Genomic DNA, 22,700 nt, shown 5'->3' with positions numbered 1-22,700 from the left:
GCTGAAAGGCTCTAGTCTCACTATCGTGCAAAGGATTGGGCGACGGCCTGTACGCGCAGGCGTTCACCCCGACCGTGCGACCGGAGTGCGCAATGCGCGCCTGGCGTCAGGCCTGACCGCCATCCCGGGGGGTACCGTCTGACTTGCCTGCGGTTTTAAGCAGGCGTGAGATGAACCAGATCGGCACCACCACGATAGCGCCAAGGATGAAGTAACCCAGCAGCGAATCTAGCGCGCCGAAGCCAAGGTCGTAGATGCGTTGCAGCAGTACATTGATACGCTCAAAGATGTTGTCGGGTGTTATTCCCAGTGCCGAGAGGATGACGCCGACCACGACGGACAACAGCACCAGGCGGATAATTACGCCGGCCACGCTGCCGCCAAGGAATGTCTCGCGATCCATTCTGGTCAATCTCCCGTTGCGCGGCCTGGCACATCGTCCGGCGCGTTAATTGTGTCTTCCCTTGCGGGATCGCAGTTGGCCTTGCGGGATGGCGCTTGGCGCACCGAAGCACCATCTAAACCCCAAGACCTGAATACCTCAGGCGAAGCGAAACGGCTCTAGAGTGTTTTCGGAAAAGTGGGAACCGGTTTTCCGACAAGAAGCACGTCAAAACAAACAGCTAGAGCCGATCCGCGATTCAACGAAACGCTGAAAGGCTCTAGCATAGTTGCTGGTCCATTTCGACAGCGCCATTTAACCCAACGTACCGAGTTTGGATGCCGTCCGCCGCAAAGCCCGCCTCTGCCTCTCGATCCCGCGCCAAACCTTTGACGCGCGGGCGCGCGGCGGCGTCCGCGCCCAAGCTCGCTAAACCGCGGACCAAGAAGGCGGCTGAGGCGGCGCGCACTGCAAAGGCCGCCGCCCCAACACTGGAGCTGCCGGAGCCGTTCGCGGGCTGGTTCGCCAACCGTGGCTGGACACCGCGCCCTCACCAGCTCGCTTTGCTGGAATCCGCGCGGGACCGCCGCTCCAGCCTGCTGATCGCCCCGACCGGCGCGGGCAAAACCCTGGCCGGATTTCTGCCCAGCCTGATCGATCTGGCCGCCAAGGGTCGCAGACGCGGCAACCGCGCCCCGGGCCTGCACACGCTTTATATCTCGCCGCTGAAGGCATTGGCGGTGGACGTGGCGCGCAACCTCACCCAGCCGATTGCGGAAATGAGCCTGCCGATCCGCACCGAAACACGCACCGGCGACACCTCAGTTGCCCGCAAGGCCCGCCAGCGCCGCGCTCCACCACACATCCTGATGACGACGCCGGAGCAGCTCGCGTTGCTGCTGAGCCATCCCGACAGCGACGAACTGTTCGCCGGTCTCGATACCGTTATTCTGGATGAGATCCACGCGCTGGCTGCAACCAAGCGCGGCGATCTGCTGGCGCTGGACCTCGCGCGCCTGCGCGCCATCAATCCGGATCTGCGCACCGTCGGGCTGTCGGCCACGGTTGCCCGCCCCACGGAACTGCGGGCCTTTCTGGTCGGGCAGAAGTCGCCGCAATCTCACATCGAGCTGGCGGATCTCATTCACGTTGGCGGCGGCGCCGAACCGCACATTGAAATTCTGGAGCTGGACGAAACGGTTCCGACCGTTGGCCACACCAGCCTTTATGCCATCGAGGAAATCTACAAGGCCATTGAAGCGCACCGCCTCAGCCTGCTGTTCGTGAATACGCGGCGGCAGGCGGAACTGCTGTTTCAGGACCTGTGGCGCAACAACGAAAAGTCGCTGCCGATTGGGCTGCACCATGGATCGCTGGATGCCGAACAGCGGCGCCGTGTGGAAGCGGCGATGGCGTCCGGTGCACTGCGTGCCGTCGTGGCAACCTCAACGCTGGATCTGGGCATCGACTGGGGTGACGTCGATCTGGTCATTCACGTTGGCGCGCCGAAGGGGGCAAGCCGCTTCGCCCAGCGCATCGGCCGCGCCAACCATCGGTTCGATGAAGCTTCAAAGGCTGTTCTCGTGCCATCTAACCGCTTCGAGGTGCTGGAGTGCCGCGCAGCGGTGGAGGCGGCAAAGGCCGGTGCGCAGGATGTAACCTTCACGCGGCCCGGCGCGCTCGATGTTCTGGCGCAGCATATTTTAGGTGTCGCCTGCACCGGGCCATTCAACGCCAACGACCTTTATGCCGAAGTCACCTCGGCGTCGCCCTATGCCGGGCTGTCCCGCGCTACATTCGACCGCGTGCTGGGTTTTGTTGCTGACGGCGGCTATGCGCTTAAAAATTATGAGCGCTTTGCCAAGCTGAAGCCAACACCCGATGGATTATGGCGGCTGACGCATCCGCGGTTCGCGCAGGCCTATCGCATGAACGCGGGCACCATCGTCGCCGAGCCGCTGATCAAAGTTCGGCTGATCGGCAAGCGCAGCGCGTCGCGCTCAACGCTTATGGGCGGCCGCGTGATGGGCGAGGTGGACGAATATTTCATCGAGCAACTTCGCCCCGGCGAAGCGTTCGTGCTGGCGGGCGAGGTGCTGCGTTTCGAGGGCATGGGCGAGAACGAAGCCTATGTTACGCGGGCGACGGCGCGCTCCCCCATCATCCCCGCTTACAACAGCGGCAAGTTTCCGCTCTCAACCCATCTGGCGGAGCGGGTGCGCGCAATGCTGGCCGACGAAACCGCATGGTCGCGCCTGCCCTCATCGGTGGAAGACTGGCTCCGCCTGCAGCAACAGCGTTCGGCCATCCCCGGTCGCGACGAACTGCTGATCGAGACATTCCAGCGGCGCAACCTGCACTATCTCGTCACCTATCCATTCGAAGGGCGGCTGGCGCATCAGACGCTCGGCATGCTGCTGACGCGGCGGCTGGACCGCATCGGCGCATCACCGCTCGGCTTCGTCGCTAACGACTACGGCATGGCGCTGTGGACCCTCGGCGACCTTTCATCCCTGATCGCGGACGGCAAGCTTAGCCTGGAAGAACTATTCGATCAGGACATGCTGGGCGATGATCTCGATGCATGGCTGGCTGAATCCAATCTGATGAAGCGCACCTTCCGCCATGTCGCGCTTATCTCCGGGCTGGTGGAGCGGCGGCATCCGGGCCGCGAAAAAAGCGGGCGACAGATCGCGGTTTCCACCAACCTCATTTACGATGTGCTGCGGCGGCACGACCCGCACCATGTGCTCCTGGAGGCTACATGGTCAGATGCCGCAACCGGCCTTCTGGATATTGCGCGACTGGGGGATTTTCTGCGACGAATCGAGGGTAGGATACAGCACCAGCCGCTCGACCGGGTGTCGCCGCTTTCGGTGCCCATCCTGCTGGAAATCGGCCGCGAGGCTGTGGCTGGGTTTGCCCGTGAGGAACTGTTGCGTGAAGCGGCAGCCCTTTACGCCAGCGAACAGGAATGATCGCCGGGCCAATCAATTGCTGTGCGCGCGCGCCAACGGGGAAGCAGAGGGAACTGAATGCTGGAGCTGAAGCCCGAGCGGCTGGCCTTCGACGATTACCAGGTTCAGGAAATCTCCATCTGCGGCAAGCTGTTTCGCGCCGACATGTCGGGCGCGCTGTACTGGCCTGCCGAGAACGCCCTCATCGTAGCCGATCTGCATCTGGAAAAGGGCTCGTCCTACGCGCGGCGCGGCCAGCTGCTGCCGCCCTATGACACGCGCGAAACGCTGAACAAACTGGCCGCCGCCATTGATCGCTATGACGCCGCGACAGTCATCGCCCTGGGCGACAGCCTGCACGATGTCGACGCTGCGACGCGTATCGGCATTGAGGATCTGGAAATCCTGCAGATCATGCAGGAGGACCGCGAGTGGATCTGGGTGACGGGCAATCACGATCCGCACATCACCGAGCGTCTCGGCGGACACGTTGTCGGCGATATCGTCGTTGAAGGCATCACGCTGCGGCATGAGCCTCACGTCGGACACATGACGCACGAGATAGCGGGTCATCTGCATCCAGCCGCGAAAATATCGATGCACGGTTACACGCTGCGGCGGCCGTGTTTCGTCGGCAATGGCCGCAGGCTGGTGCTGCCCGCGTTCGGCAGCTACGCCGGTGGTCTCAATATTCTGGCCGAGCCGTTCGCGCCGCTATTCGGGCTGGAAGGCATGCAGGCCTGGCTGCTGGGTCAGGAAGGGCTATATCCGGTTGCATCGCGCCTGCTGCGCGAGGACTGAGCCAGCGCGGGCTCGATGCGACGACCAAATCGCGCCACGTGGCAGCCAACGCCTCACGCAGTCTTGCGACGGAACAGCACCGAAGCCAGCAGCCCTGACAGCACCGCAATGATCACCGCGATCAGGCCATAGCTCGCCGGATAAACGAACGCGAAGTTGTGCACCAGCCGTTCGATACCGGCGCGGTGCAGCGTTACGCGCGCAATGTGCGCACTCACCACTTCGCCGTCGCGGAACAGATACGTGCGCGCCACTAGCGGCCCCACCGGAATATTGGCGGGCAGCGCAATCGTGCTGCGGAACAGACTGCGCCCCACAAAGTCGACGCCTTCGGGCTCCAGCACGTAGAGATCCTTACGCTGCTTGAGCCGGATAACAGCCGAACGGAACGCCGCCAGTTGGGAATCTTTCAGCCCTGCGCCGCTATTGCCCGCAGGCATCATCTTGATGTGCCGGAAGCCGATTGCGTGGCGCTCCAGAACGGCTGGCCCCGCGATCTCCTCAATCGGCTTCGATGACGCGATGGCATAATAGCTTGGCACCGAATTGAAGGTGATCGACGACGTGTTCATCCATACGCCGCCCACTTCGCTTTTGCGGCGCGCAACAATGGGGAACGGCGTACCTTCAACCACCACAACAACATCGTAGTAGCTTCCGGCATCATCCTTCGGCGCCTGACTGTTGTCGATGGCGCCAAACACGACGATCTCATGCCCGGTGAAGCCGGTCGTCACCTCAAGACTGCGGGTTGAGATGTCGGCTTCAACCGTTTCCATTGGCGGCAACGGAGGCGTCACGACTGTTGGCGGCGGCAGGTTAGGCGGCGGTGAAGCCTCCGCCTCCTGCGCTGATGCCTGCACCATGTTGAGCGCCAGCCAAAGGCACGCCATCACGCCAATGATCGCCGAGCGCATCATAGGCCGCCCCCGATCAGAGGGCCGATGGAGAATATTTCCGCTGGTGTCACCATCAGATCCCACGCGATGCGCAGACACACCAGCAGCACCAGCGCTGCCAGCATGAAGCGTAGCTGCTCACCCTTGAGTTTGCCGCCCGCTGCAGCACCGAACTGCGCGCCGACAACTCCGCCCACGATGAGGATCAACGCCAGCACCACATCGACGGATTTATTCTCTATCGCCTGCAGCAGCGTTGTCACCGCCATGACGAACACGATCTGGAACAGCGACGTGCCGATCACCACGCTGGTGGGAACGCGCAGCAGATAGATCATCGCCGGCACCATAACGAAGCCGCCGCCGACGCCCATGATCGCCGCCATGAAGCCGACGAACGCGCCGATCATCGCTGGCGGCACCGCGCTGATGTAAAGCTTTGAGCGATGGAAGCGCATCTTGAACGGCAGGCCGTGCACCCAGCTATGCTGGCCGGTCTGACGCGTCGGCACCGGTTGGCCCGAGCGCTGCCGCTGAATGCTGCCCACGCTTTCAATCAGCATGAGCGCGCCCACCGCACCGAGGAACGTGACGTAGCATAGCGACACGAACAGCTCGAACTGGCCCATCTGGCGCAGAATTCTCATCAGCGAAACGCCGATGAACGATCCGACGACGCCGCCCGCAACCAGCACCATGCCCATCTTCACGTCGACGTTGTTACGCCGGTACTGGGCCATCGCGCCTGAAACGGAAGATGCAAGGATCTGCATCGAGCCGGTGCCGACCGCAACCGACGTCGGCACACCGAGGAAAATCAGCAGCGGCGTAAGCAGAAAGCCGCCGCCGACACCGAACAGCCCCGAAAGAAACCCGACGGCACCACCCAGGCCCAGCAGGAGCGCTGCATTGACGGACATCTCGGCAATGGGCAGGTAGATGTTCATCCGCTTCGCTTGCGCATTCTTCCTTTGCAGCGCCCGGATCGGTCGCCGAGGGGTGTTGTCGCTGCCTGATGCTTCTGCCCGACTGGCATGTCAAGGCAGCGACGGTGTTCGTTACAGCATACGCGAGGGAAGTAAAAATAGGCGCTTCGCCAACAAAAAATGCGCCACGTTGTCCGCGGCGCATCTGTTGTAATCACGGCACCCGCACTTTGCCTCGAAACGCGAGGTGGCTCATGCCTTCCGATGTGGGGCATGCATCGGCGGGGAAGCGGAGTCGCCGAGCGCCCGAAAAAATCAGCCGCGCTTGGCGCCGCCCTGCCAAGCCTGCCCGGCGAGCCGTGCATCGTTGACCATATTCTGCATCGGCTTGGCCCGCCATGCAGCAGCACCCTGCTCCACGGCGCTGGCAGCCTTGGCGTCCAGCTTTTTCTTGATGGTATCGCGGCGGCCGGCAGCATCGGTGTCACCGGCTTTTGCAGCAAGGATCAGCCACTTGTAGGACTCTTCCAGATCCTGCTTCACGCCCATGCCGTTCTCGTACAGCACCGCCAGATTGTACTGGCTGTCGGCCAGACCGTGCTCGCTTGCTGCCTTGAACCAGCGCGCTGCGGTTTCATAGTCGCCGTTGGGGCTGCGGGAAGCGGCAAGCACAGCCAGGTTGTGCATGGCCTTCACGTTGCCCTGCGTCGCCGCGCGCTCATACCAGATTTGAGCCCGCTGGCGGTCAGCCTTCACGCCCAGGCCGCGCTCATAAAGCGTTGCCAGACGGAACTGGGCCAGTGCGAAGCCATTGGCAGCGGAGCGCTGATACCATTGCGCAGCTTCCCGCAGATCCTGATCGGTGCCCTTGCCCTCGGCGAGGCGCGAAGCAACCTCGAACTGAGCCGAGGCATCGCCCTGAGCCGCAGCCAGGCGCATCGAGAACGGCCCTACAGTTGCCGGCGGAAGCTTGGAAGCGCCCGGCGCGGTAACAATTTCTTCTTCCTCAGCCACGGCCGACGGCGCAGCGCCGCCATGCTGCTGCAGGATGTTCTGTTCCATCAGCGCCGCAGGAGTGGTCTGGGCAGCCGCAATGCCGAGCTGACCGGAAAGATATGCCATCCGTGCCTGCTCGCTCATCTGCGCAAGCTGCTCGGGCGACACGCCGCCTTCCTGCATTGTGATACCGTTGGGGATCGCCGCCGTCTCAAACGGGCCGTCCTTCGACATCGGCGCGCCATCAAACTCGTTCGCACCCTGCTCGATCGGCGGCACAATCTGGTTCTCGCGCTGCGCAGGGGCAGGCGCGACGCCACCGAGCGGCGCGGGTTCGATCTCGGCGGGGATGGTGGCGGTGCTGCCGTCATCAAAATCCGCAGGCGCCGGCGCAATCGTCGCCGTCGGATGCTCAACGACCGCAGAGGTCGTCGTGCGCGGCATGAAGAAGATAGCCGCCGGAATTGCCGCCAGCAGGATCAGCAGACCCATCGCAGCCCGCTGCGAACGGAAGCTGAAAATCGAACGGCGCGCACGTGGCTTTGACGGGCCCTCATCGCCAGCGACGGAAAGCTTGCCGGCACGCAGATCAGTGTCTGCCGCTTCGGGACGGGCAGCGGCCTTCAGCTTTGCACGGTGCGCATCGGCGATGAAGTCGTGGCGCAGCACCTCCATCGACCGCTTCGCGTCGCCGAAGTTCTCGGTCTCGGCTTCAGCCGTGCGCGAGAAAGCGGCGTCGAGATCAAAGCCAGACGTGGTGTAAACCGGCACGCGCGGAGCCTTTTCTGCGGCAGCGTCTTCGCGGTAGGCGCGGACGTTGGCTTCCACCACATCTTCAAGCGGCAGGAAATCCGTATCGTCCTGTTCCTCGGCAACTTCTGCCCGGAACTCATCGCCAGCCGATTGTGAAGCAATGACGACTGGCTCTGCCATAGTTGCTGCAGGCGCGGCGGCGGCCGGGCGCGACGACGAAGGCATCTGCGCAAACACGCGGGCGGTGGCCGGGATCAGATCGTCCTCGTCCATGGCTTGAGCCGGGGTGGCAATCGGCTGCGGCGCTGGCGGAGCGGCCTGCGCCAACGGATCGTAATCCTCCTCGACCGGCTCGGCTGCTGCAACGACCTCCTGCAACGAACGGCCGTAACCGGCGGCGCGCGGCGTGCGGGCAGGCTGCGCGTCCACGTCAGCATAATGGTCGACGGCATAGGCTGACGAAGACTGCGCAGGCGCCGTGATGGCTGCAACCGACGACGATACCGTGGCCGCAGCTTCAGCTGCCTGCTGTGCTGCCTGCCGGTGTGTCTCTTCAAGCTCGTCGATACGGTCCAGCACGCGGATGATCGCCTGCTGCATCGTATCCAGCATGCTGGCGTTGTTTTCGTCGCTGTTGCGGCGCTCGGCGATCAGGCTTTCGATCATGCCGCGCATCTCGCCGATGTCGCGCGCATTACCGGCATCGCTGCCGCTGGTCATCTCTGTGAAGTTCGTCATGACGCGACGCGCCGTTGCGTCAGCCAGATCATCATAGTCGAGTTCGCGATTGGCGTTGCGGCTCACGAGCCCGCAAAGGCGCTCGTCGGAAAGCTGTACGGCAATGATGCGAAGCTGGGCATCGATCGCGTCGAGTCGACCAACGTCGGTCACCTGCACGCCCTCGTTGATCAGGCGCGTGAGGCGTTCATCCGAAAGCTGCGACGTCAGCGTGCCCAAGTGCGCGTCGATCATGTCGAGGCGCGCGAGCTGGCGGCGGAACTGCTCGAGATGGCCTGCGATCTCTTCGATCTGGCCTTCGAGCGCGCGAATTTCTTCGATGTCGGCGCGCGTGGCCATCTGGCCAGCCATGCCGGTGATCTGCGCTTCCAGATCGTCGAAACGGCGGCTGAGCGATGCCAGCGCCTTGTCGGGATGGATTTGCGCCAGCGATTCCTCGATGCGGGCTGCGATTTCCGCAAAGCGCTGATCGAGCACGCCGGAGTCGATCGCGCAGCCGCGCGGCGCCGCCCGGGCGTCATCGCTGGTCTGCATGCCCATCGCGCCGCCACGCGATTGTGGCATTTCCTGCGGAGGTCTGGAGCCGGACGACGACTGTGCACGCGCGCGGACAGGCGCCGCCATTTCGTGGCGCGCTTCGTTGAACGCCTCGCCGGATTCGTAAAGCCGCATCAGCGCGCTGGCCGCAGCCTCATCGAGGTGCTGGCCATAATCGCGGATGTAGGCGGATGCGTCGGCCGGGCTGGCGCGGTGGCGCGGCATCGGCTGCGCCGGAACCCTGTGCGCCATGCCATAGCGATCACCCAGCGCAATCACCTCGTCAGGCGTCACGCGGGCAACCCGGACATCGTCTTCAGTGACATAGCGGATCGCCTTGAAGCGGGCCGAGGCCGTGCGCTTCTCAGGATCGGCAAGATTGTAGGGCACCAGGGCGCCGCGTCCCAGATCGGACAAACGCTCGCCCAGGCGGTGCATCTGCTGCTGAATGCGCTCAACATCGGGGCCGAATTCATTGGGCATCTGAGCGCGGATAGAGCGCGCTTCTTCGGTCAGCGCAGCGAGCCGGTCGCGCATCTGATCGAGCATGGCCGCCTGAGAAGTCTCGTGAGCAGCAATGGCAGCAGCGTCCGCGCGCACGCCATAAATTCCATTGTAGGCTTGGTTCGACATCTCAATCCCTTGGCGCTTGTGGCTTGTGCCCTACCGAGGCGGTACGGCGGGCTGCGTTGGCCGAATCGGGACGCGAATACAAAATTCCGATCGTCCTCAGGCTTTGCGAGTCGCGGTAAACGCGAGGTTAAGCGCCGGACAAAAATCGTACTGAGGGGCAAAATTTGCGCGAAAAAACAGTCTTTAACGGCAATGCGGGAAAGTGAACCGCTATCAAAAGATTAACAGGGGAGCGTCCAATGGGTGGTCACAGGTTGCATCAGCCGATGTCTCAGGCCTTCGAAACGCTGCGCGTCGCAACCCATGGCCCGGCGCTGCTGGAGCAAACCGGCGCCGTGCGGCAATGGCTGGACCAGATCGCGGCGCGCGACGGCCTGCTGACGCTTTTCATCCGGCATACGTCGGCATCGCTGCTGATCCAGGAGAACGCCGACCCCGATGTCCATGTCGATCTGCTGGCGGCCTTTGAGCGGATGGCGCCCCGCCACCATGCCTATGTGCACAGCATCGAAGGCCCGGACGATATGCCGGCGCATATCAAGGCCGCCGTGTTGCAGACATCGCTCTCGATCCCCGTACAGTCAGGGCAAATGGCTTTGGGCACCTGGCAGGGCATATATGTTGTAGAGCACCGCGATCGCCCGCACCGGCGCGAGGTGTCGATGCACTATCTAGGCACCTTCGCAGATTGAACTGGCGCCACCGCTAGCCGCAACGACCGCGAGTTGCAGCGCGCACGCGTGCTGCAGGCCGCTGCCCCGCCCGAGGCAGCAAACTACGCCCGTTCGCGATTTTTCAGCCTGAGCAGACGCATCTCACGGTCATAGATGCCTTCGCCGCCGGGAATGCGAATTTCGCGCACCAGCTCCAGTTCGCTGCGGCTCGGCGCGGGCGTCGCCAGACTTGCAGCCACCACCGCGAGCGCTCCGGCGGGCAAGCCAAGCATGGCCGCAAGCGCGCCATCCAATCCGATAACGCCGGAAGTGCCAGCAACAATCATCAGGAACGCAACACCGAAGCCGCAAGCCATGCCGGCCATGGCGCCGAAGGCGTTGGCCCGCTTCCACCAGATCGACAGCACCAGAACTGGAAAGAACGTCGATGCGCTCAACGCCAATGACCACAGCAACAGACGCAGTGGATCGGTAGGCGCAGCCAGCGCCACTACCACGCCGAGGCCCGCAACGCCGGCAATTGTCAGGCGACCGAGATGAACCCGTGCGGCGCGGGGCAACGGCTCCCACGATAGGCCGTTCACCGCGTCCTCGGCCACCACGTTGCCCAGAGCGCTCGCAGCGGCGCCGATCCCCACCAGAGCCGCCGCGACGATACCCGCAGCGACTGCAAACAGCGCAATCGAGGGCAGCTCGGCAACAACGGGAAGCGACAGCAGCACGCTGTCGCGCATGAAAGCGAAACCGGTATAGGCCGGCGGCATGCTCGTACCGGGATCGGCAAACCCCAGGCGAGTCAGCTCCAGCATCCATTCCGGTAGCGTCGTCGGCGCCTGCCGGACCAGATCCATCAGATAATCGCGCATGTAGACCGCGACGGCGGCAGCCGTCATGGCGATCACACCGAAGTAGACGGTGGCCCAGCCAAGCGACTTGCGCGTTTCATAAACGCCGGGTGTCATCGTCACGCGGGGCAGCAACCAGGGCGATGAGGCAATGCCGGCCATGACCGTCAGCATCGCCACGACGAACGCACCTGAACCCACCGCGCCGAACGGTATCGCGTATCGCTTCGCAAGGTGCGTCATGCCTTCGCCCGGCACCGCGAACGCAAACGGCGTGGTCTCAATCGTCGGCAGGCCCTGCGCTATTTCCGGATAACTCAGCGCCCGAAGCAGCGGACCGTTGGTCAACTGCGGCAACGGGAAATTGCTTACCATCACCGCCACAATGGCCACCGGCACCAGCAGCGCCAGCACCGCCGCAATAGCCGCAGCGCTGCCCGACCAACTCAGCGACCGCATGCCTCCAACGGCACCCGTGATGACAAACACGAACGCCAGCAGAATGATCATCAGGCTTTGCGGCTGTCCGGAAAGCCAGCCGGCCGCCATCGCTCCCATGCGCAGTTCGGCCGCGATCATCAGCAGCGCGGGCACCGCCATGAACGCGGCGGCGAGCAGACGCACCATCTTGTTTTCAAAGCGCCGGCCCAGATAGCTCGGCACGGTGAAGGTTCCAAACTTGCGGAAGAACGGCGCGATCATCACCGCCATGATCACAAAGCCTGCGATCCCGCCGATGGAGAGAAAAAGACCGTCGAAACCGATCAGAAAAAACACACCCGTCAAGGCGACGATGCCCGTCGCGCCCAACGCTGCAACACCGATGCCGAGCCCGGTATATCCGGCGGGAACGCGCCGCCCAGCCGCGAAGAATTCCAGCGAGTCCTGCGTCGGCGCGCAAAGCGCAATCGCCATATACAGCGCGAGCGGGCCAAGCAGCATGCCCCAGCGCAGCAGTGCATCCGATGTGCCCAGCTCTTCAAAGATGAGCAGCAGCAGCGTCAGCCCGACCAGCAGGCTGACGAAGATGCCGAAATAGGTGCCAAGCCGCGGATTGACGACGCGGGCGCGCGATGTTGTGGGCATGGGCTGTTATCCCGCCAGCTCAACCGTCCTCGTGCGCGCCGTGCCAATGGTCGATCGCATCCTGGCGATTGACGAAGCTGGCGACGGTGAACACCGCAAGCACGAAGACCCCGTGCAAGCTGAGGAAATAGCCAAGCGGAAAGCCGAGAAACCGGCTGGAGTTGAGGCTGTCGGCGTAAAGCGGCAGCACAATAATAAGAACAAGGAACGGAACCACGCTGGCGATCATCTGCCATTTCGTGTGCCGCCAGTAAGGCTTACGCTCTTTGCGTTCCATCATGGCCTGCCAGATCCCCCATCCTTGCGTGCTGCAACCGGTCCAGCACAGTGCCTTAGGTCACGTCAATACTGCGACGCAGATAAGGCGGGATACGCGACCGACTTGGCTTGCCCGAAGGCGCTGCATATGCCGTTCTTCGCATAAGGTTCCGCCGGGGGGCCAAAAGTTAGTGTCCGCATCCAGTGAGGGAGAAGCAAATGAAGCAGATGTGGGAAGAATTCAAGACTTTCGCGGTCAAGGGCAATGCCCTCGATCTCGCCATCGGCGTCATTATCGGCGCGGCCTTTTCTCCGATCGTCTCGACCCTGGTCGAGAACGTCATGATGCCCATCATCGGCTATATCACGGCAGGCGTTGACTTTTCTTCGCTCGCTGTCACGCCGGTCGAAAGCGTCGAAATCAAATATGGCCTGTTCCTCAACGCCATCGTGCAGTTCCTGATCACCGCCGTGGCGCTGTTCTTCCTGATCAAGGGCATCAACATGATGCGCAAACCGGCCACAGCGGCAGACGCCGCGCCGCCGCCGCCGCCGCCATCCGAGGTCTACCTCAAGGAAATCCGTGACGCGCTGGTGAAGCAGACGTCCTGATCTTGCGCTGGTCCGAACGCCGCTGACCTTAGGCCCGTCGCCGAGGGTCAGCGGCTTCCCGACTCATATCCGGCCGTGGCGCTGACTGTGGAATGGCCTGTTCGTGCGGCCGTTTGGCCGATCAAGACCATTTGCCGGAACAACCGAATAGGCTACAAACGGGAGTGGTCTGCCTCACCTTCCGCCCTCCCCTTTGGCGGTTCCGTGATGGCATTGCGGGCGTAGTTCAGTGGTAGAACGTCAGCTTCCCAAGCTGAATGTCGTCGGTTCGATCCCGATCGCCCGCTCCAGTTTTATTGGGCTTTTTTAAGCCCTAGCGCTCTCCAAAAATCTGACAGACGCGGAACAAACGGACATTGCGGACATCTGTGTCCCGGAATTGTCCCGGAGCTTTTTCGATCCTTAGCCTCAACATCGGGCGGCAGGCACGCCGCTCACGTCTACTGTTCGCGCGCGTAGCTGATGACCGACAGAAACCGGATCGGTAGCCTGGTCAGTTCCTCCGGGCCATGCGGCGCGTCGGCGTCGAAGAACAGGCTGTCGCCTTTCTTCATCGGATAAAGCCGGTCGCCGTGGCGATAAACGACCTCACCCTCCAGCATGTAAATCAGCTCGTGGCCGCTATGCTGGAACAGCGGAAACACATCTGACTTCTCGGTGAGCTGAATAAGATATGGCTCAACGATGACGCTGCCAGAGAAGCCACCGGTATGCCCGAGCAATTGATACTGATGCCCGGCCCGCGTACCCCGGCGCTCGATCTGCAGCCCCTTCCCAGCCGAAACAAAAACCGCGTCGCGCCGCTCCTCGAAGCGCCGGAACAGCGACGTCACCGGCACGCCCAGCGCCTTCGAAAGTCGTTGCAGCGTAGTGAGTGACGCCGATGTTACGCCGTTCTCGATCTTGGACAGCATGCCGAGCGAAAGATCCGCTGCGCGCGCCAGATCCGAAGCGGTGATGCCGAGCTTGTTACGGAACGCGCGCACCTCACGGCCAATCGCCACTTCAAGCAGGTTGTCGCGCGCACCGGTGAGCGCATGCGGATCCTGCTCCCCCACAACAGCCACGTTCTGCGCAAGCACATCACGCAAAGCGGCTTCTATTTCGCCGTTGTCCGCCTCCTCTGGAAGCGGCTTGCCGACGGCCTTCGCAGCGGTCTTGGCCTGAGGCGGCTTCCCGGGAGCTTTTCTTGATGTTGCAGGTCTTTTCATCCGTCTGCCAGCTTCTGAAATGCCCCAAGCCCAACGAAACCACCGCCAAACTCGTCAGCGGCATCAACAATGCAATCGCAGAAGTATTGGGCCGCCGCGCTATCGACTAGCAAGTGAAAAACAGGCGTCGCACCCAGGTCAACGCGCGTCAGAATAGCGTTCATTCTGGCGACAGACGTTTGCGCGATAGACAGGTTTGGAAACTTGTGCAGCCGCATATCGATGGCGCACAACTTCGCAAACATCTCCGGTGTCGCCGTGCCCGCAACAGCAAGCCAGGCGTGACTATCCCGGCGCGGAAGCGGGTAGGTACGTTCACCGTCGTCAATGTTCCAGCTGGCGTTAAGTTGTTCCAGCCGCTCGCCCGATCCATCCAATGGCGACAACAGCAGCACTTCACTCGGCGCCAGAACGAGACAGAGACTACCATCGGGCTGAGGGAAGCAGCGATTTGGCGTAGCGTCCAACACAATGCCGCGCGTCTGCATTGCTGCAATGGTGCCTCTGCCCTTGAAGCCAAGCCGAGGCAACGGCGACAAATCCGCGATGGCGATTGCGGGCAGCGCATCATCGCCGGCGAACCGTTCGGCGTACGCCACCTCGTCAGCTAGTGCGGCCCAGTTTGCGCCTTGACTATCCAGACCGCGCTGCAACGGCGAACGGCGATAGTATGCAAATGGATCAGTCATAATCACAGCTCCTGCCGTGCGTTTTCAGGATCGTAAAATGGCGTGACAACGGTCTCCGCCATAACCATTTGCCCGCCATCCACACGGATTTCAAAGCGACTGCCCGGCTGTGCAAGTTCGGGTGGCACGTAAGCCAGACCGATGACCTTGCCGAGCGTCGGCGACCGCGTGACGGACGTAACGCGCCCTGCAATGTCGCCATCGCGGATAATGAGATGACACTCCTTCGGCATCGGCGCAGCGCTATCCACCAAAGCGAAGCCAGCGAGCTTGCGCGCGACACCCTTTGCCATCTGCATGTCGACCGCTCGCTTGCCGATGTAAAACGGCTTCTTCTTACCGAGCGCCCACTCCATGTTGGCTTCAGCGGGATGCGTAAGCCCGTCCGTGTCCTGACCGACGATGATGTGGCCTTTCTCAAGCCGCAGAATGCGCTGCGCTTCGACACCGAATGGGCGAATGCCGAACGGCTTGCCAGCCTGCATGAGCTTGTCCCACAGCGCTTCGCCCTGCCCCGATGGACAATGGATCTCGTAGCCAAGCTCACCCACGAAACCGACACGCAGGATGCGGACGGGGATCCCCGCCAGTGTGCCCGTACGCACCGCCATGTATGGAAAAGCCGCCGCAGAAAAATCGATGTCGCTTGCCAGCGTCTCAATCACGGCGCGCGCCTGCGGTCCGGCGAGATTGATACCCGCGTAGGCCGCCGTGACGTTGGCAACATCGACATCCATCCGCCATTGGGCGTTGAACCACGACATCTGGCGGTAAACCTGATCCACCGCGCCTGTCGTCGCCGTCACGTAGTAGTGGCGCTCACCAAGACGCGCGGCAACGCCGTCATCGATGATGACGCCGGTCTGATCGGTCATCAGCGCATAACGTGCGCGTCCGATGGGCTGCTTTTCATATGCCCACGTATAAACGCGGTCCATGAATGCAGCCGCATCCGGCCCGCGCACTTCAAGGCTGCCGAGTGTCGACACGTCGATCATGCCAACGCCGCGCCGAACCACTTCCACCTCACGCGCGATTGAGCGTTCAGCGTCGGTTTTGCCGCCGTAATAGCGGGGTCGCATCCAAAGCCCCGCACTCATCATCTGAGCGCCGAGCTCGACATGCCGATGATGCATCGCCGTGAGACGCCGGGACTCAAAAGCGCGCCCCGCCAACATACCGAATTTCTCCGGCACCAGCGGCGGCCGGTAGGTTGTCGTGCCGATTGCAGCAGCGGGCTTGCCGATCTCGCGCGCAACAATACGAATGGTGTTGACGTTGGCGTGTCGGCCCTGACTCGGCCCGAGCCCGGCGGTTGAATATCGTTTTACGAGCTGGATGTCGTCATAACCGTCCTTCACCGTGTTGACGATATCCTTGACGGTCAGATCTTCGTCGAAGTCGACGAAGTTGCTGCCGGTTGCTGCGCTGAAAATCGGATAGGGATGTGAGATGTTGCTGGCGCTTGCCGTCGATGTCAGTAGCGGATCATCGCCGACGGCGCTTGCATCTTTCGCGCGGGCCGCGGCCCGTTTTCCCGCCGCTGCGCCACCAGCGCGGGCATCCGTTGCGTCCCAGTGTCCGGCCGCGCAACCGGCAAGCGTAATGCCGTCCGGCACACCCTCGGCCCGCTGCATGTTGGTTTCAGCGTCATACACCGCACGCGCACCGGCATGGCACGCCAGATTAAGCTGGGGCGCGAATCCCACCGCCATCAACAGCGCATCGCAATCGATCCAATGAGCTGGGCCCGTCGCTTTTCCGTCGTCTACGATACGCGCAATGGCGACACTCGTGATGCCACGACGTCCTTTCGAGTTGACCGGCATGGCTCCTGTCAAAACGCGCACCCCACTCGCGCGCACGGCATCTTCCACCATGCCGGCTTCAGGTTTCGCGCGCAGATCTACAACCGCCGCCACTGACACACCCGCATCGAGCAGATCCAGCGCCGCCTCATATCCGAAGCGATTGCTGGTTGCGATAACCGCGCGATTAGCGGGACAAACGCCGTAAAGACGCATCAAACGCTGCGCCGCGCTTGCAAACATGATGCCCGGCCGGTCGTTGTTGGGAAACACAAGCGGCTGTTCAAACGCACCCGTTGCAAGCACGATCTGCTTGGCGCGGATCTTGTAAAGCCGCTTGGCGTCGAGCGCTGAAACCCAGTTGTCGGCAAACACGCCGCTGACTGTCATTCCCGTCATCACCTGCAGATTTTCCGCTTGCTGCACGCGCGCCAGCAGCTCGCGCCGCACCTCATCGGTGAGACCACGCGAAAACTCGCCGCGACCATAAAGCAGCGATCCGCCCAGCTCTGCCCACTCGTCAATCAGCAGTGTTTCCGCGCCGCTCTCGGCGGCCGCAAGCGCAGCTTCAATGCCGGCGGCACCGCCACCCACCACGAGTACGTCAGCAAACTTGTACGCCTTGTCATAGGATCGTGGCTTCGCTGCAGGCTCCAGATAGCCGAGCCCAGCCATGTGCCGGATCGGCTTTTCAAACCAGGGCCAAATGCCTTTTGGGCGGAAGAACGTTTTGTAATAGAAGCCGACGGGCAGGAAGCGCTTGAATGCGCCCATCACGGCAAGCATGTCGAAGTTGAGCGAACCGAGCCTGTTGACCGAGGCAACCGATATTCCATCACGCAGGTTGTATCGATCTGCACGGACATTCGGCTCATCCGCCACCTGAACGATCGTGTTGGCGTCATGCCCGCTCATGGTCAGCGCACCGCGAGGGCGGTGATACTTGAACGAACGCGACAGCAGGCGCTGCCCGCCGGCATATAACGCCGACGCAATCACATCGCCCGCATAGCCCATATGCAGCTTGCCATCGAACGTGAAAGCCAGCGGCGCGTTTTTGTCGATGAGCAGCCCCCACTCCGAACCGTCAAGACGCGCACTCACTTTATTGGAAGAGCCTGTCATGCGGAGATTGCCCCTTCGCGCGTGTAATATGCGTCAAGCGTCATGGTCTCGAGGATTTCGTCGGTCAGCGTGTTGCGCCGGGCGATGAACCAGGTGTTCGTCGGTGTGTGCAGCCACCATTCGGTGACGATGCCGGCGATGTTCGCTTCGAGGAACAGATGGTCGGTCCAGTCCTGATCGGTGCATGTCACCGGATCGACATCAGGCTTCACTTCACCGCCCCACGCAAACTCGGCAATGTTGCGCGGCCCGTTCACCGGGCAAATCATGATCTTCATGCGTGATTTTCCTCTCAATGCCCGACCGAGGCCGCGCCCTTTTCGCCGACCAGATCGAATGATCCGAAGCGGTCGAGCGCGAATGGCTTGAGCAGATCAGGTTGGCGGCCGGTTGCTACGCATTCGGCCATGCGCAAGCCGGAGACCGGCGTTGCCTTGAAGCCCCACGTGCCCCAACCGGCATCGATGAAGAAGTTCTCAATCGGCGTGAGCCCCATGACTGGCGAGAAATCCGGCGTCATGTCGGCCATGCCCGCCCACTGCCGCAGCACCTTGAGTTCGCCCATGAACGGAAACAACTCCAGCATGTGCGCCATCAGACTTTCCTTGAAGTCCAGCGTCGAGCGGGTGGAGTAAAGGCCGTAGGCGTCCGTTGCACCGCCCATTACCATCTCGCCGCGCGCCGATTGCGAAATGTAAACGTGCAGCGACCCCGACACGACGATCTGATCGAGGATCGGCTTTACCGGCTCCGATACGCAGGCCTGCAGCGGAATGGTGCGGATGGGCAGCTTTAGCCCCGCCATGTTGGCGACAACGCTAGATGAGCCAGCAACCGCCTGCAAAACGCGACCGGCATGTATCGTGCCGCGATTTGTTTCTACGCCCACCGCCCGACCGTTCTCGATCAGAATGCGATTGACACCGGTCTGGGTGTGAATCTCTACACCGTGGCGCGCCGCTTCCTTCGCGTATCCCCAGGCCATGGCATCATGCCGCGCGATGGCGCCGGGCGGATGATACAGCGCGCCCATGATGGGATAGTGCACATCATCCGACACATTGATCGTGGGACAGATACGCTTGACATCGTCCGGCCCAATCACCTCCGACGACACGCCCATGTGCTTGTTCACTTCCGCACGCCAACGCGCCGTGTTCATCGCTGCGTCGGTGTGAGCAAGCGTGAAATGCCCGCGCTCAGTGTACATCACGTTGATGTCAAGTTCGTTCGAAAGCGAGCGAAACAGATCGACCGATTCCTTGTAGAACGCGACACCTTCCGGCGTCAGATAATTGGCGCGCACGATCGTTGTGTTGCGCGCGGTGTTGCCGCCTGCAAGCCAGCCTTTGTCGAGCACGGCGATGTTGGTGATGCCATGTCGTGTCGCGAGATAGTAGGCCGCCGCCAGGCCATGCCCACCGGCACCGATAATCACGACGTCATACGTTGGTTTCAGATCTGGACTTAAGCGGAAGTGGCGCTCTGCCGCGTGATCACCTTTGAAGGCGGAGCGCGTGGCGTATTTCAGAAGGGCAAACGGCATGGACGATGGATGCCTTTGGCTGAGATGTCTTGCCCGCGTGCAGCGAGCATTGGGGATGCGATCTTTCCATTCCTAAAATGCAAAAATGTTTCCGGTCATTCAAGTCCAAGATGTAGGCTTCTCGCTGCAATAATTTTGGGCAGTTGCCCACTATACTGTCAGGAAAATATTATTCATCACAGTTGAATTGATGTATTCGCGCTGTTACCGTCCATCGCATCAAGATCAAACTCATCAGGTGCACCGGATGTGCGGAATTGTTGGACTGTTCCTGAAGAATGAAGCTCTCGAGCCTCAGCTCGGCGCTTTAACTTCAGCGATGCTCGCCACGATGTGCGAGCGCGGACCGGACTCGGCAGGATTTGCCGTCTACGGACAATCACTAGACGGCGAAGCAAAGATTACGCTGCAGTCTTCCTCTCCCGAGATCGACTTCCCAGCCCTCGCCAAAGCTCTCGAAAATGAAATCGCTGGCGCTGTGAAGCTTACTCAGCGCGCCACTCATGCCGTGCTGACATGTCGGCGTGACGAACTCGATACCATCCGCGCCGCCGTACGTCGGCTGGCGCCGTCAGTGCGCGTTATGGGTGTCGGTGAAGCGATCGAGATTTACAAGGAAGTGGGCTACCCGACAGCCGTTTCGGAGCGCTTCGAACTCAAGGGCATGAAGGGTACGCACGCCATTGGCCACACGCGCATGGCAACCGAGTCAGCCGTCACCACTCTCGGTGCGCATCCGTTTTCTACCGGCCCCGATCAATGCCTCGTGCACAATGGCTCGCTGTCGAACCACAACAACCTCCGCCGTTCACTTGCCCACGACGGCATTCAGCTGGAAACGCAGAACGACAGCGAAGTTGCTGCTGCTTATCTGACTTGGCGCATGAAGCAGGGCCTGGATCTCGGGCAGGCGCTTGAGAAAAGCCTCGACGATCTCGACGGATTCTTCACCTTCGTCGTCGGCACCAAGAACGGCTTCGGCGTTCTTCGCGATCCCATCGCATGCAAGCCCGCCGTGCTGGCTGAAACCGACGACTACGTCGCGTTCGGTTCTGAATACCGCGCTCTCGTCGGCTTACCGGGCATTGACACCGCCAAGGTCTGGGAACCCGAGCCTGCAACCGTCTACTTCTGGGAGCGCTGATATGCCAGCGATAGATCTTTCTACAACGCCGCTGCGCGAACTGAACCAATCCCTGCACGCCCTGGCCGAAGGCAACAACGAAACCGAATGGGAAGTGCTGAACCCGGATGGGCGCCACGCCGTAGCGGTCGGCATTGATGCACCCGTCAGCGTCGATATCCGCGGCCCTGTTGGATACTACTGCGGCGGCATGAACAAGCAGGCGACCGTAACAGTTCACGGTTCTGCCGGCCCCGGCGTCGCCGAAAATATGATGTCCGGCAAGGTCGTCATCAAAGGTGACGTCAGCCAGTACGCCGGCGCAACCGGACGCGGCGGCATGCTGGTGGTGGAAGGCAATGCAGCATCCCGCTGCGGCATATCGATGAAAGGCATCGACATCGTCGTCAAGGGCAGCATCGGCCACATGTCGGCGTTCATGGCGCAGACAGGCAACCTTGTCGTTCTCGGCGATGCGGGCGATGCGCTCGGCGATTCCATCTATGAAGCGCGCCTGTTCGTGCGCGGCAATGTGCAGAGCCTGGGCGCCGACTGCGTCGAGAAAGAGATGCGCGATGAGCATCTCGAACTGCTCGAAGACCTGCTGCAGCGCTCCGGAATCACTGGCGTGAAGCCCAGTGAATTCCGGCGCTACGGATCAGCGCGCAAACTTTACAACTTCAACATCGACAACGCGGACGCCTACTGATGAGCTATCACAACCCGCCAACCACGCCGCGAAAGTCGGCCACGTTCGACGATTACACCCTTTCTGAAATCCGCCGCGCCGCCACCACCGGAATTTATGACATTCGCGGTGCGGGCGCGAAGCGCAAGCTTCCGCACTTCGACGACCTGCTGTTTCTCGGCGCATCGATGTCGCGATATCCGCTCGAAGGCTATCGCGAGAAATGCTCCACAGAGGTCGTGCTGGGTACACGCTTCGCCAAGAAGCCGATCCATCTCAAGATCCCGATCACCATTGCGGGCATGAGCTTCGGCGCGCTTTCCGGCAACGCGAAGGAAGCGCTTGGACGCGGCGCAAACATCGCCGGCACATCAACCACCACCGGCGACGGCGGCATGACGCCGGAAGAGCGCGGCCATTCCAAAACGCTGGTGTACCAGTATCTGCCCTCGCGCTACGGCATGAACCCAGACGATCTGCGCAAGGCGGACGCCATTGAGATTGTCGTCGGCCAGGGTGCGAAGCCCGGCGGCGGCGGCATGCTGCTCGGCCAGAAGATCTCCGATCGAGTCGCTGAGATGCGCACGCTGCCCAAGGGCATCGATCAACGCTCGGCATGCCGTCATCCCGACTGGACCGGCCCGGACGATCTTGAAATCAAGATCTTAGAGCTGCGCGAGATCACCGACTGGGAAAAGCCGATCTACATCAAGGTTGGCGGTGCGCGTCCCTATTATGATGTTGCGCTGGCGGTGAAGGCCGGTGCCGATGTTGTCGTCGTCGACGGCATGCAGGGCGGCACGGCGGCAACGCAGGAAGTGTTCATAGAGCATGTCGGCCAGCCGACACTCGCATGCATCCGTCCGGCCGTGCAGGCGCTGCAGGATCTTGGCATGCATCGCAAGGTGCAGCTCATCGTCTCCGGCGGCATCCGCAATGGAGCGGACGTTGCAAAGGCACTCGCACTCGGGGCCGATGCCGTTGCAATCGGCTCTGCGGCGCTCGTTGCTCTCGGTGACAACGATCCAGCGCTGGAAAGCGAATATCAGGCACTCGGCACAACGGCGGGAGCCTACGACGATTGGCACGAGGGCCGCGATCCGGCCGGCATAACAACGCAAGACCCAAAACTTGCAACACGCCTTGATGCAGAACTCGCCGGGCGACGCCTCGCAAACTACCTCAAGGTCATGACGCTGGAAGCGCAAACCATCGCGCGCGCCTGCGGGCACAACCACGTACACAATCTTGAGCCTGAAGATCTGTGCGCGCTCACGATTGAAGCCGCCGCCATGGCTCGCGTGCCACTGGCAGGCACGAGTTGGATACCGGGACAGGGATTGTGAGCATGTCTTTCGATTTCTGGAAAAGACAATCTCTGGAACTGCCGCAGTTAGCTGAGGAATTGAGAGA

Annotated in this window: 18 protein-coding genes and 1 tRNA gene; 8 read left to right on the top strand and 11 right to left on the bottom strand. The window is 61.8% G+C overall.

Translation table 11 applies throughout. The features are described 5' to 3' along the window. Positions 1–106 precede the first annotated feature (106 nt). Positions 107–403, bottom strand: coding sequence for a DUF6460 domain-containing protein (locus C6Y62_RS07105; protein ID WP_068463344.1), 297 nt, complete (start codon positions 401–403; stop codon positions 107–109). Positions 404–720: 317 nt separating this feature from the next. Between C6Y62_RS07105 and C6Y62_RS07100 the strand changes: the two genes are divergently transcribed. Together C6Y62_RS07100 and pdeM are read left to right on the top strand one after the other, a co-directional pair. Then, positions 721–3,360, top strand: a complete 2,640-nt coding sequence (locus C6Y62_RS07100; protein ID WP_173953344.1) for a ligase-associated DNA damage response DEXH box helicase — start codon at positions 721–723, stop codon at positions 3,358–3,360. Between the two features lie 57 nt (positions 3,361–3,417). Further along, complete coding sequence (pdeM, locus tag C6Y62_RS07095) at positions 3,418–4,140, top strand: ligase-associated DNA damage response endonuclease PdeM (protein ID WP_173953343.1); 723 nt, start codon at positions 3,418–3,420, stop codon at positions 4,138–4,140. Positions 4,141–4,193: 53 nt separating this feature from the next. Here the strand turns inward: pdeM and C6Y62_RS07090 are convergent, their stop codons facing one another. The 3 genes from C6Y62_RS07090 to C6Y62_RS07080 form a co-directional block, all read right to left on the bottom strand. After that, positions 4,194–5,060: a TIGR02186 family protein gene (locus C6Y62_RS07090; protein ID WP_246274444.1), complete on the bottom strand. Its 867-nt coding sequence runs from the start codon at positions 5,058–5,060 to the stop codon at positions 4,194–4,196. After that, positions 5,057–5,986, bottom strand: coding sequence for a sulfite exporter TauE/SafE family protein (locus C6Y62_RS07085; protein WP_068463348.1), 930 nt, complete (start codon positions 5,984–5,986; stop codon positions 5,057–5,059). The genes C6Y62_RS07090 and C6Y62_RS07085 overlap by 4 nt, the downstream gene beginning before the upstream one ends. A gap of 294 nt (positions 5,987–6,280) precedes the next feature. Beyond that, the gene (locus C6Y62_RS07080) at positions 6,281–9,622 is read right to left on the bottom strand and encodes a tetratricopeptide repeat protein (RefSeq protein WP_173953342.1); all 3,342 of its coding nucleotides are present in this window, start codon (positions 9,620–9,622) and stop codon (positions 6,281–6,283) included. Positions 9,623–9,888: 266 nt separating this feature from the next. On the opposite strand from C6Y62_RS07080, the gene C6Y62_RS07075 reads away from it, so the two are divergent. Further along, on the top strand, positions 9,889–10,314 hold the full coding sequence (locus tag C6Y62_RS07075; protein WP_173953341.1) for a secondary thiamine-phosphate synthase enzyme YjbQ: 426 nt from the start codon (positions 9,889–9,891) through the stop codon (positions 10,312–10,314). Between the two features lie 83 nt (positions 10,315–10,397). On the opposite strand, the gene C6Y62_RS07070 is transcribed toward C6Y62_RS07075, so the two are convergent. Both C6Y62_RS07070 and C6Y62_RS07065 read right to left on the bottom strand, forming a co-directional pair. Next, positions 10,398–12,227, bottom strand: a complete 1,830-nt coding sequence (locus C6Y62_RS07070) for a solute symporter family protein (protein WP_173953340.1) — start codon at positions 12,225–12,227, stop codon at positions 10,398–10,400. A 19-nt stretch (positions 12,228–12,246) separates the two neighbouring features. Then, positions 12,247–12,507: a DUF4212 domain-containing protein gene (locus C6Y62_RS07065; protein WP_068463356.1), complete on the bottom strand. Its 261-nt coding sequence runs from the start codon at positions 12,505–12,507 to the stop codon at positions 12,247–12,249. Between the two features lie 197 nt (positions 12,508–12,704). Between C6Y62_RS07065 and mscL the strand changes: the two genes are divergently transcribed. Together mscL and C6Y62_RS07055 are read left to right on the top strand one after the other, a co-directional pair. Further along, complete coding sequence (gene mscL / locus C6Y62_RS07060) at positions 12,705–13,097, top strand: large conductance mechanosensitive channel protein MscL (RefSeq protein ID WP_338074336.1); 393 nt, start codon at positions 12,705–12,707, stop codon at positions 13,095–13,097. Positions 13,098–13,312: 215 nt separating this feature from the next. After that, positions 13,313–13,387: transfer RNA gene (locus C6Y62_RS07055), tRNA-Gly, on the top strand. 150 nt (positions 13,388–13,537) lie between these two features. On the opposite strand, the gene C6Y62_RS07050 is transcribed toward C6Y62_RS07055, so the two are convergent. Genes C6Y62_RS07050 through C6Y62_RS07030 form a run of 5 tightly spaced genes read right to left on the bottom strand, consistent with a single transcriptional unit; the run spans position 13,538 to position 19,476 of the window. Next, the gene (locus tag C6Y62_RS07050; RefSeq protein ID WP_173953339.1) at positions 13,538–14,308 is read right to left on the bottom strand and encodes a helix-turn-helix domain-containing protein; all 771 of its coding nucleotides are present in this window, start codon (positions 14,306–14,308) and stop codon (positions 13,538–13,540) included. Next, complete coding sequence (locus tag C6Y62_RS07045; protein WP_173953338.1) at positions 14,305–14,997, bottom strand: sarcosine oxidase; 693 nt, start codon at positions 14,995–14,997, stop codon at positions 14,305–14,307. Before C6Y62_RS07045 ends, C6Y62_RS07050 begins: the two co-directional genes overlap by 4 nt. Before the next feature lie 2 nt (positions 14,998–14,999). Next, positions 15,000–17,930 carry a glycine cleavage T C-terminal barrel domain-containing protein gene (locus C6Y62_RS07040; RefSeq protein WP_173953337.1) on the bottom strand — a complete coding sequence of 977 codons (2,931 nt, stop codon included), beginning with the start codon at positions 17,928–17,930 and terminating at the stop codon, positions 15,000–15,002. After that, positions 17,927–18,208, bottom strand: a complete 282-nt coding sequence (locus C6Y62_RS07035; RefSeq protein WP_173953336.1) for a sarcosine oxidase subunit delta — start codon at positions 18,206–18,208, stop codon at positions 17,927–17,929. Before C6Y62_RS07035 ends, C6Y62_RS07040 begins: the two co-directional genes overlap by 4 nt. Positions 18,209–18,222: 14 nt before the next feature. Further along, positions 18,223–19,476 (bottom strand): FAD-dependent oxidoreductase, encoded by a 1,254-nt coding sequence (locus C6Y62_RS07030; protein WP_068463365.1) that lies wholly within the window; start codon positions 19,474–19,476, stop codon positions 18,223–18,225. Between the two features lie 247 nt (positions 19,477–19,723). Here C6Y62_RS07030 and C6Y62_RS07025 point away from each other — a divergent pair, with 247 nt between their 5' ends. The 3 genes from C6Y62_RS07025 to C6Y62_RS07015 are packed head-to-tail and all read left to right on the top strand — an operon-like array spanning position 19,724 to position 22,633. Next, positions 19,724–20,620: a class II glutamine amidotransferase gene (locus C6Y62_RS07025; RefSeq protein WP_173953335.1), complete on the top strand. Its 897-nt coding sequence runs from the start codon at positions 19,724–19,726 to the stop codon at positions 20,618–20,620. A gap of 1 nt (position 20,621) precedes the next feature. After that, a complete protein-coding gene (locus C6Y62_RS07020) occupies positions 20,622–21,308 on the top strand; it encodes a GltB/FmdC/FwdC-like GXGXG domain-containing protein (RefSeq protein ID WP_173953334.1) in 687 nt (228 codons plus the stop codon). Continuing rightward, positions 21,308–22,633 (top strand): FMN-binding glutamate synthase family protein, encoded by a 1,326-nt coding sequence (locus C6Y62_RS07015; RefSeq protein WP_068463371.1) that lies wholly within the window; start codon positions 21,308–21,310, stop codon positions 22,631–22,633. Before C6Y62_RS07020 ends, C6Y62_RS07015 begins: the two co-directional genes overlap by 1 nt. The last annotated feature ends 67 nt before the right edge of the window (positions 22,634–22,700 follow it).

This window comes from Hyphomicrobium sulfonivorans, from assembly GCF_013306565.1.
GTDB lineage: Bacteria > Pseudomonadota > Alphaproteobacteria > Rhizobiales > Hyphomicrobiaceae > Hyphomicrobium_A > Hyphomicrobium_A sulfonivorans.
Note: the sequence above shows the minus strand (reverse complement) of the source record. Positions and strands in the feature narration are given on the sequence as shown.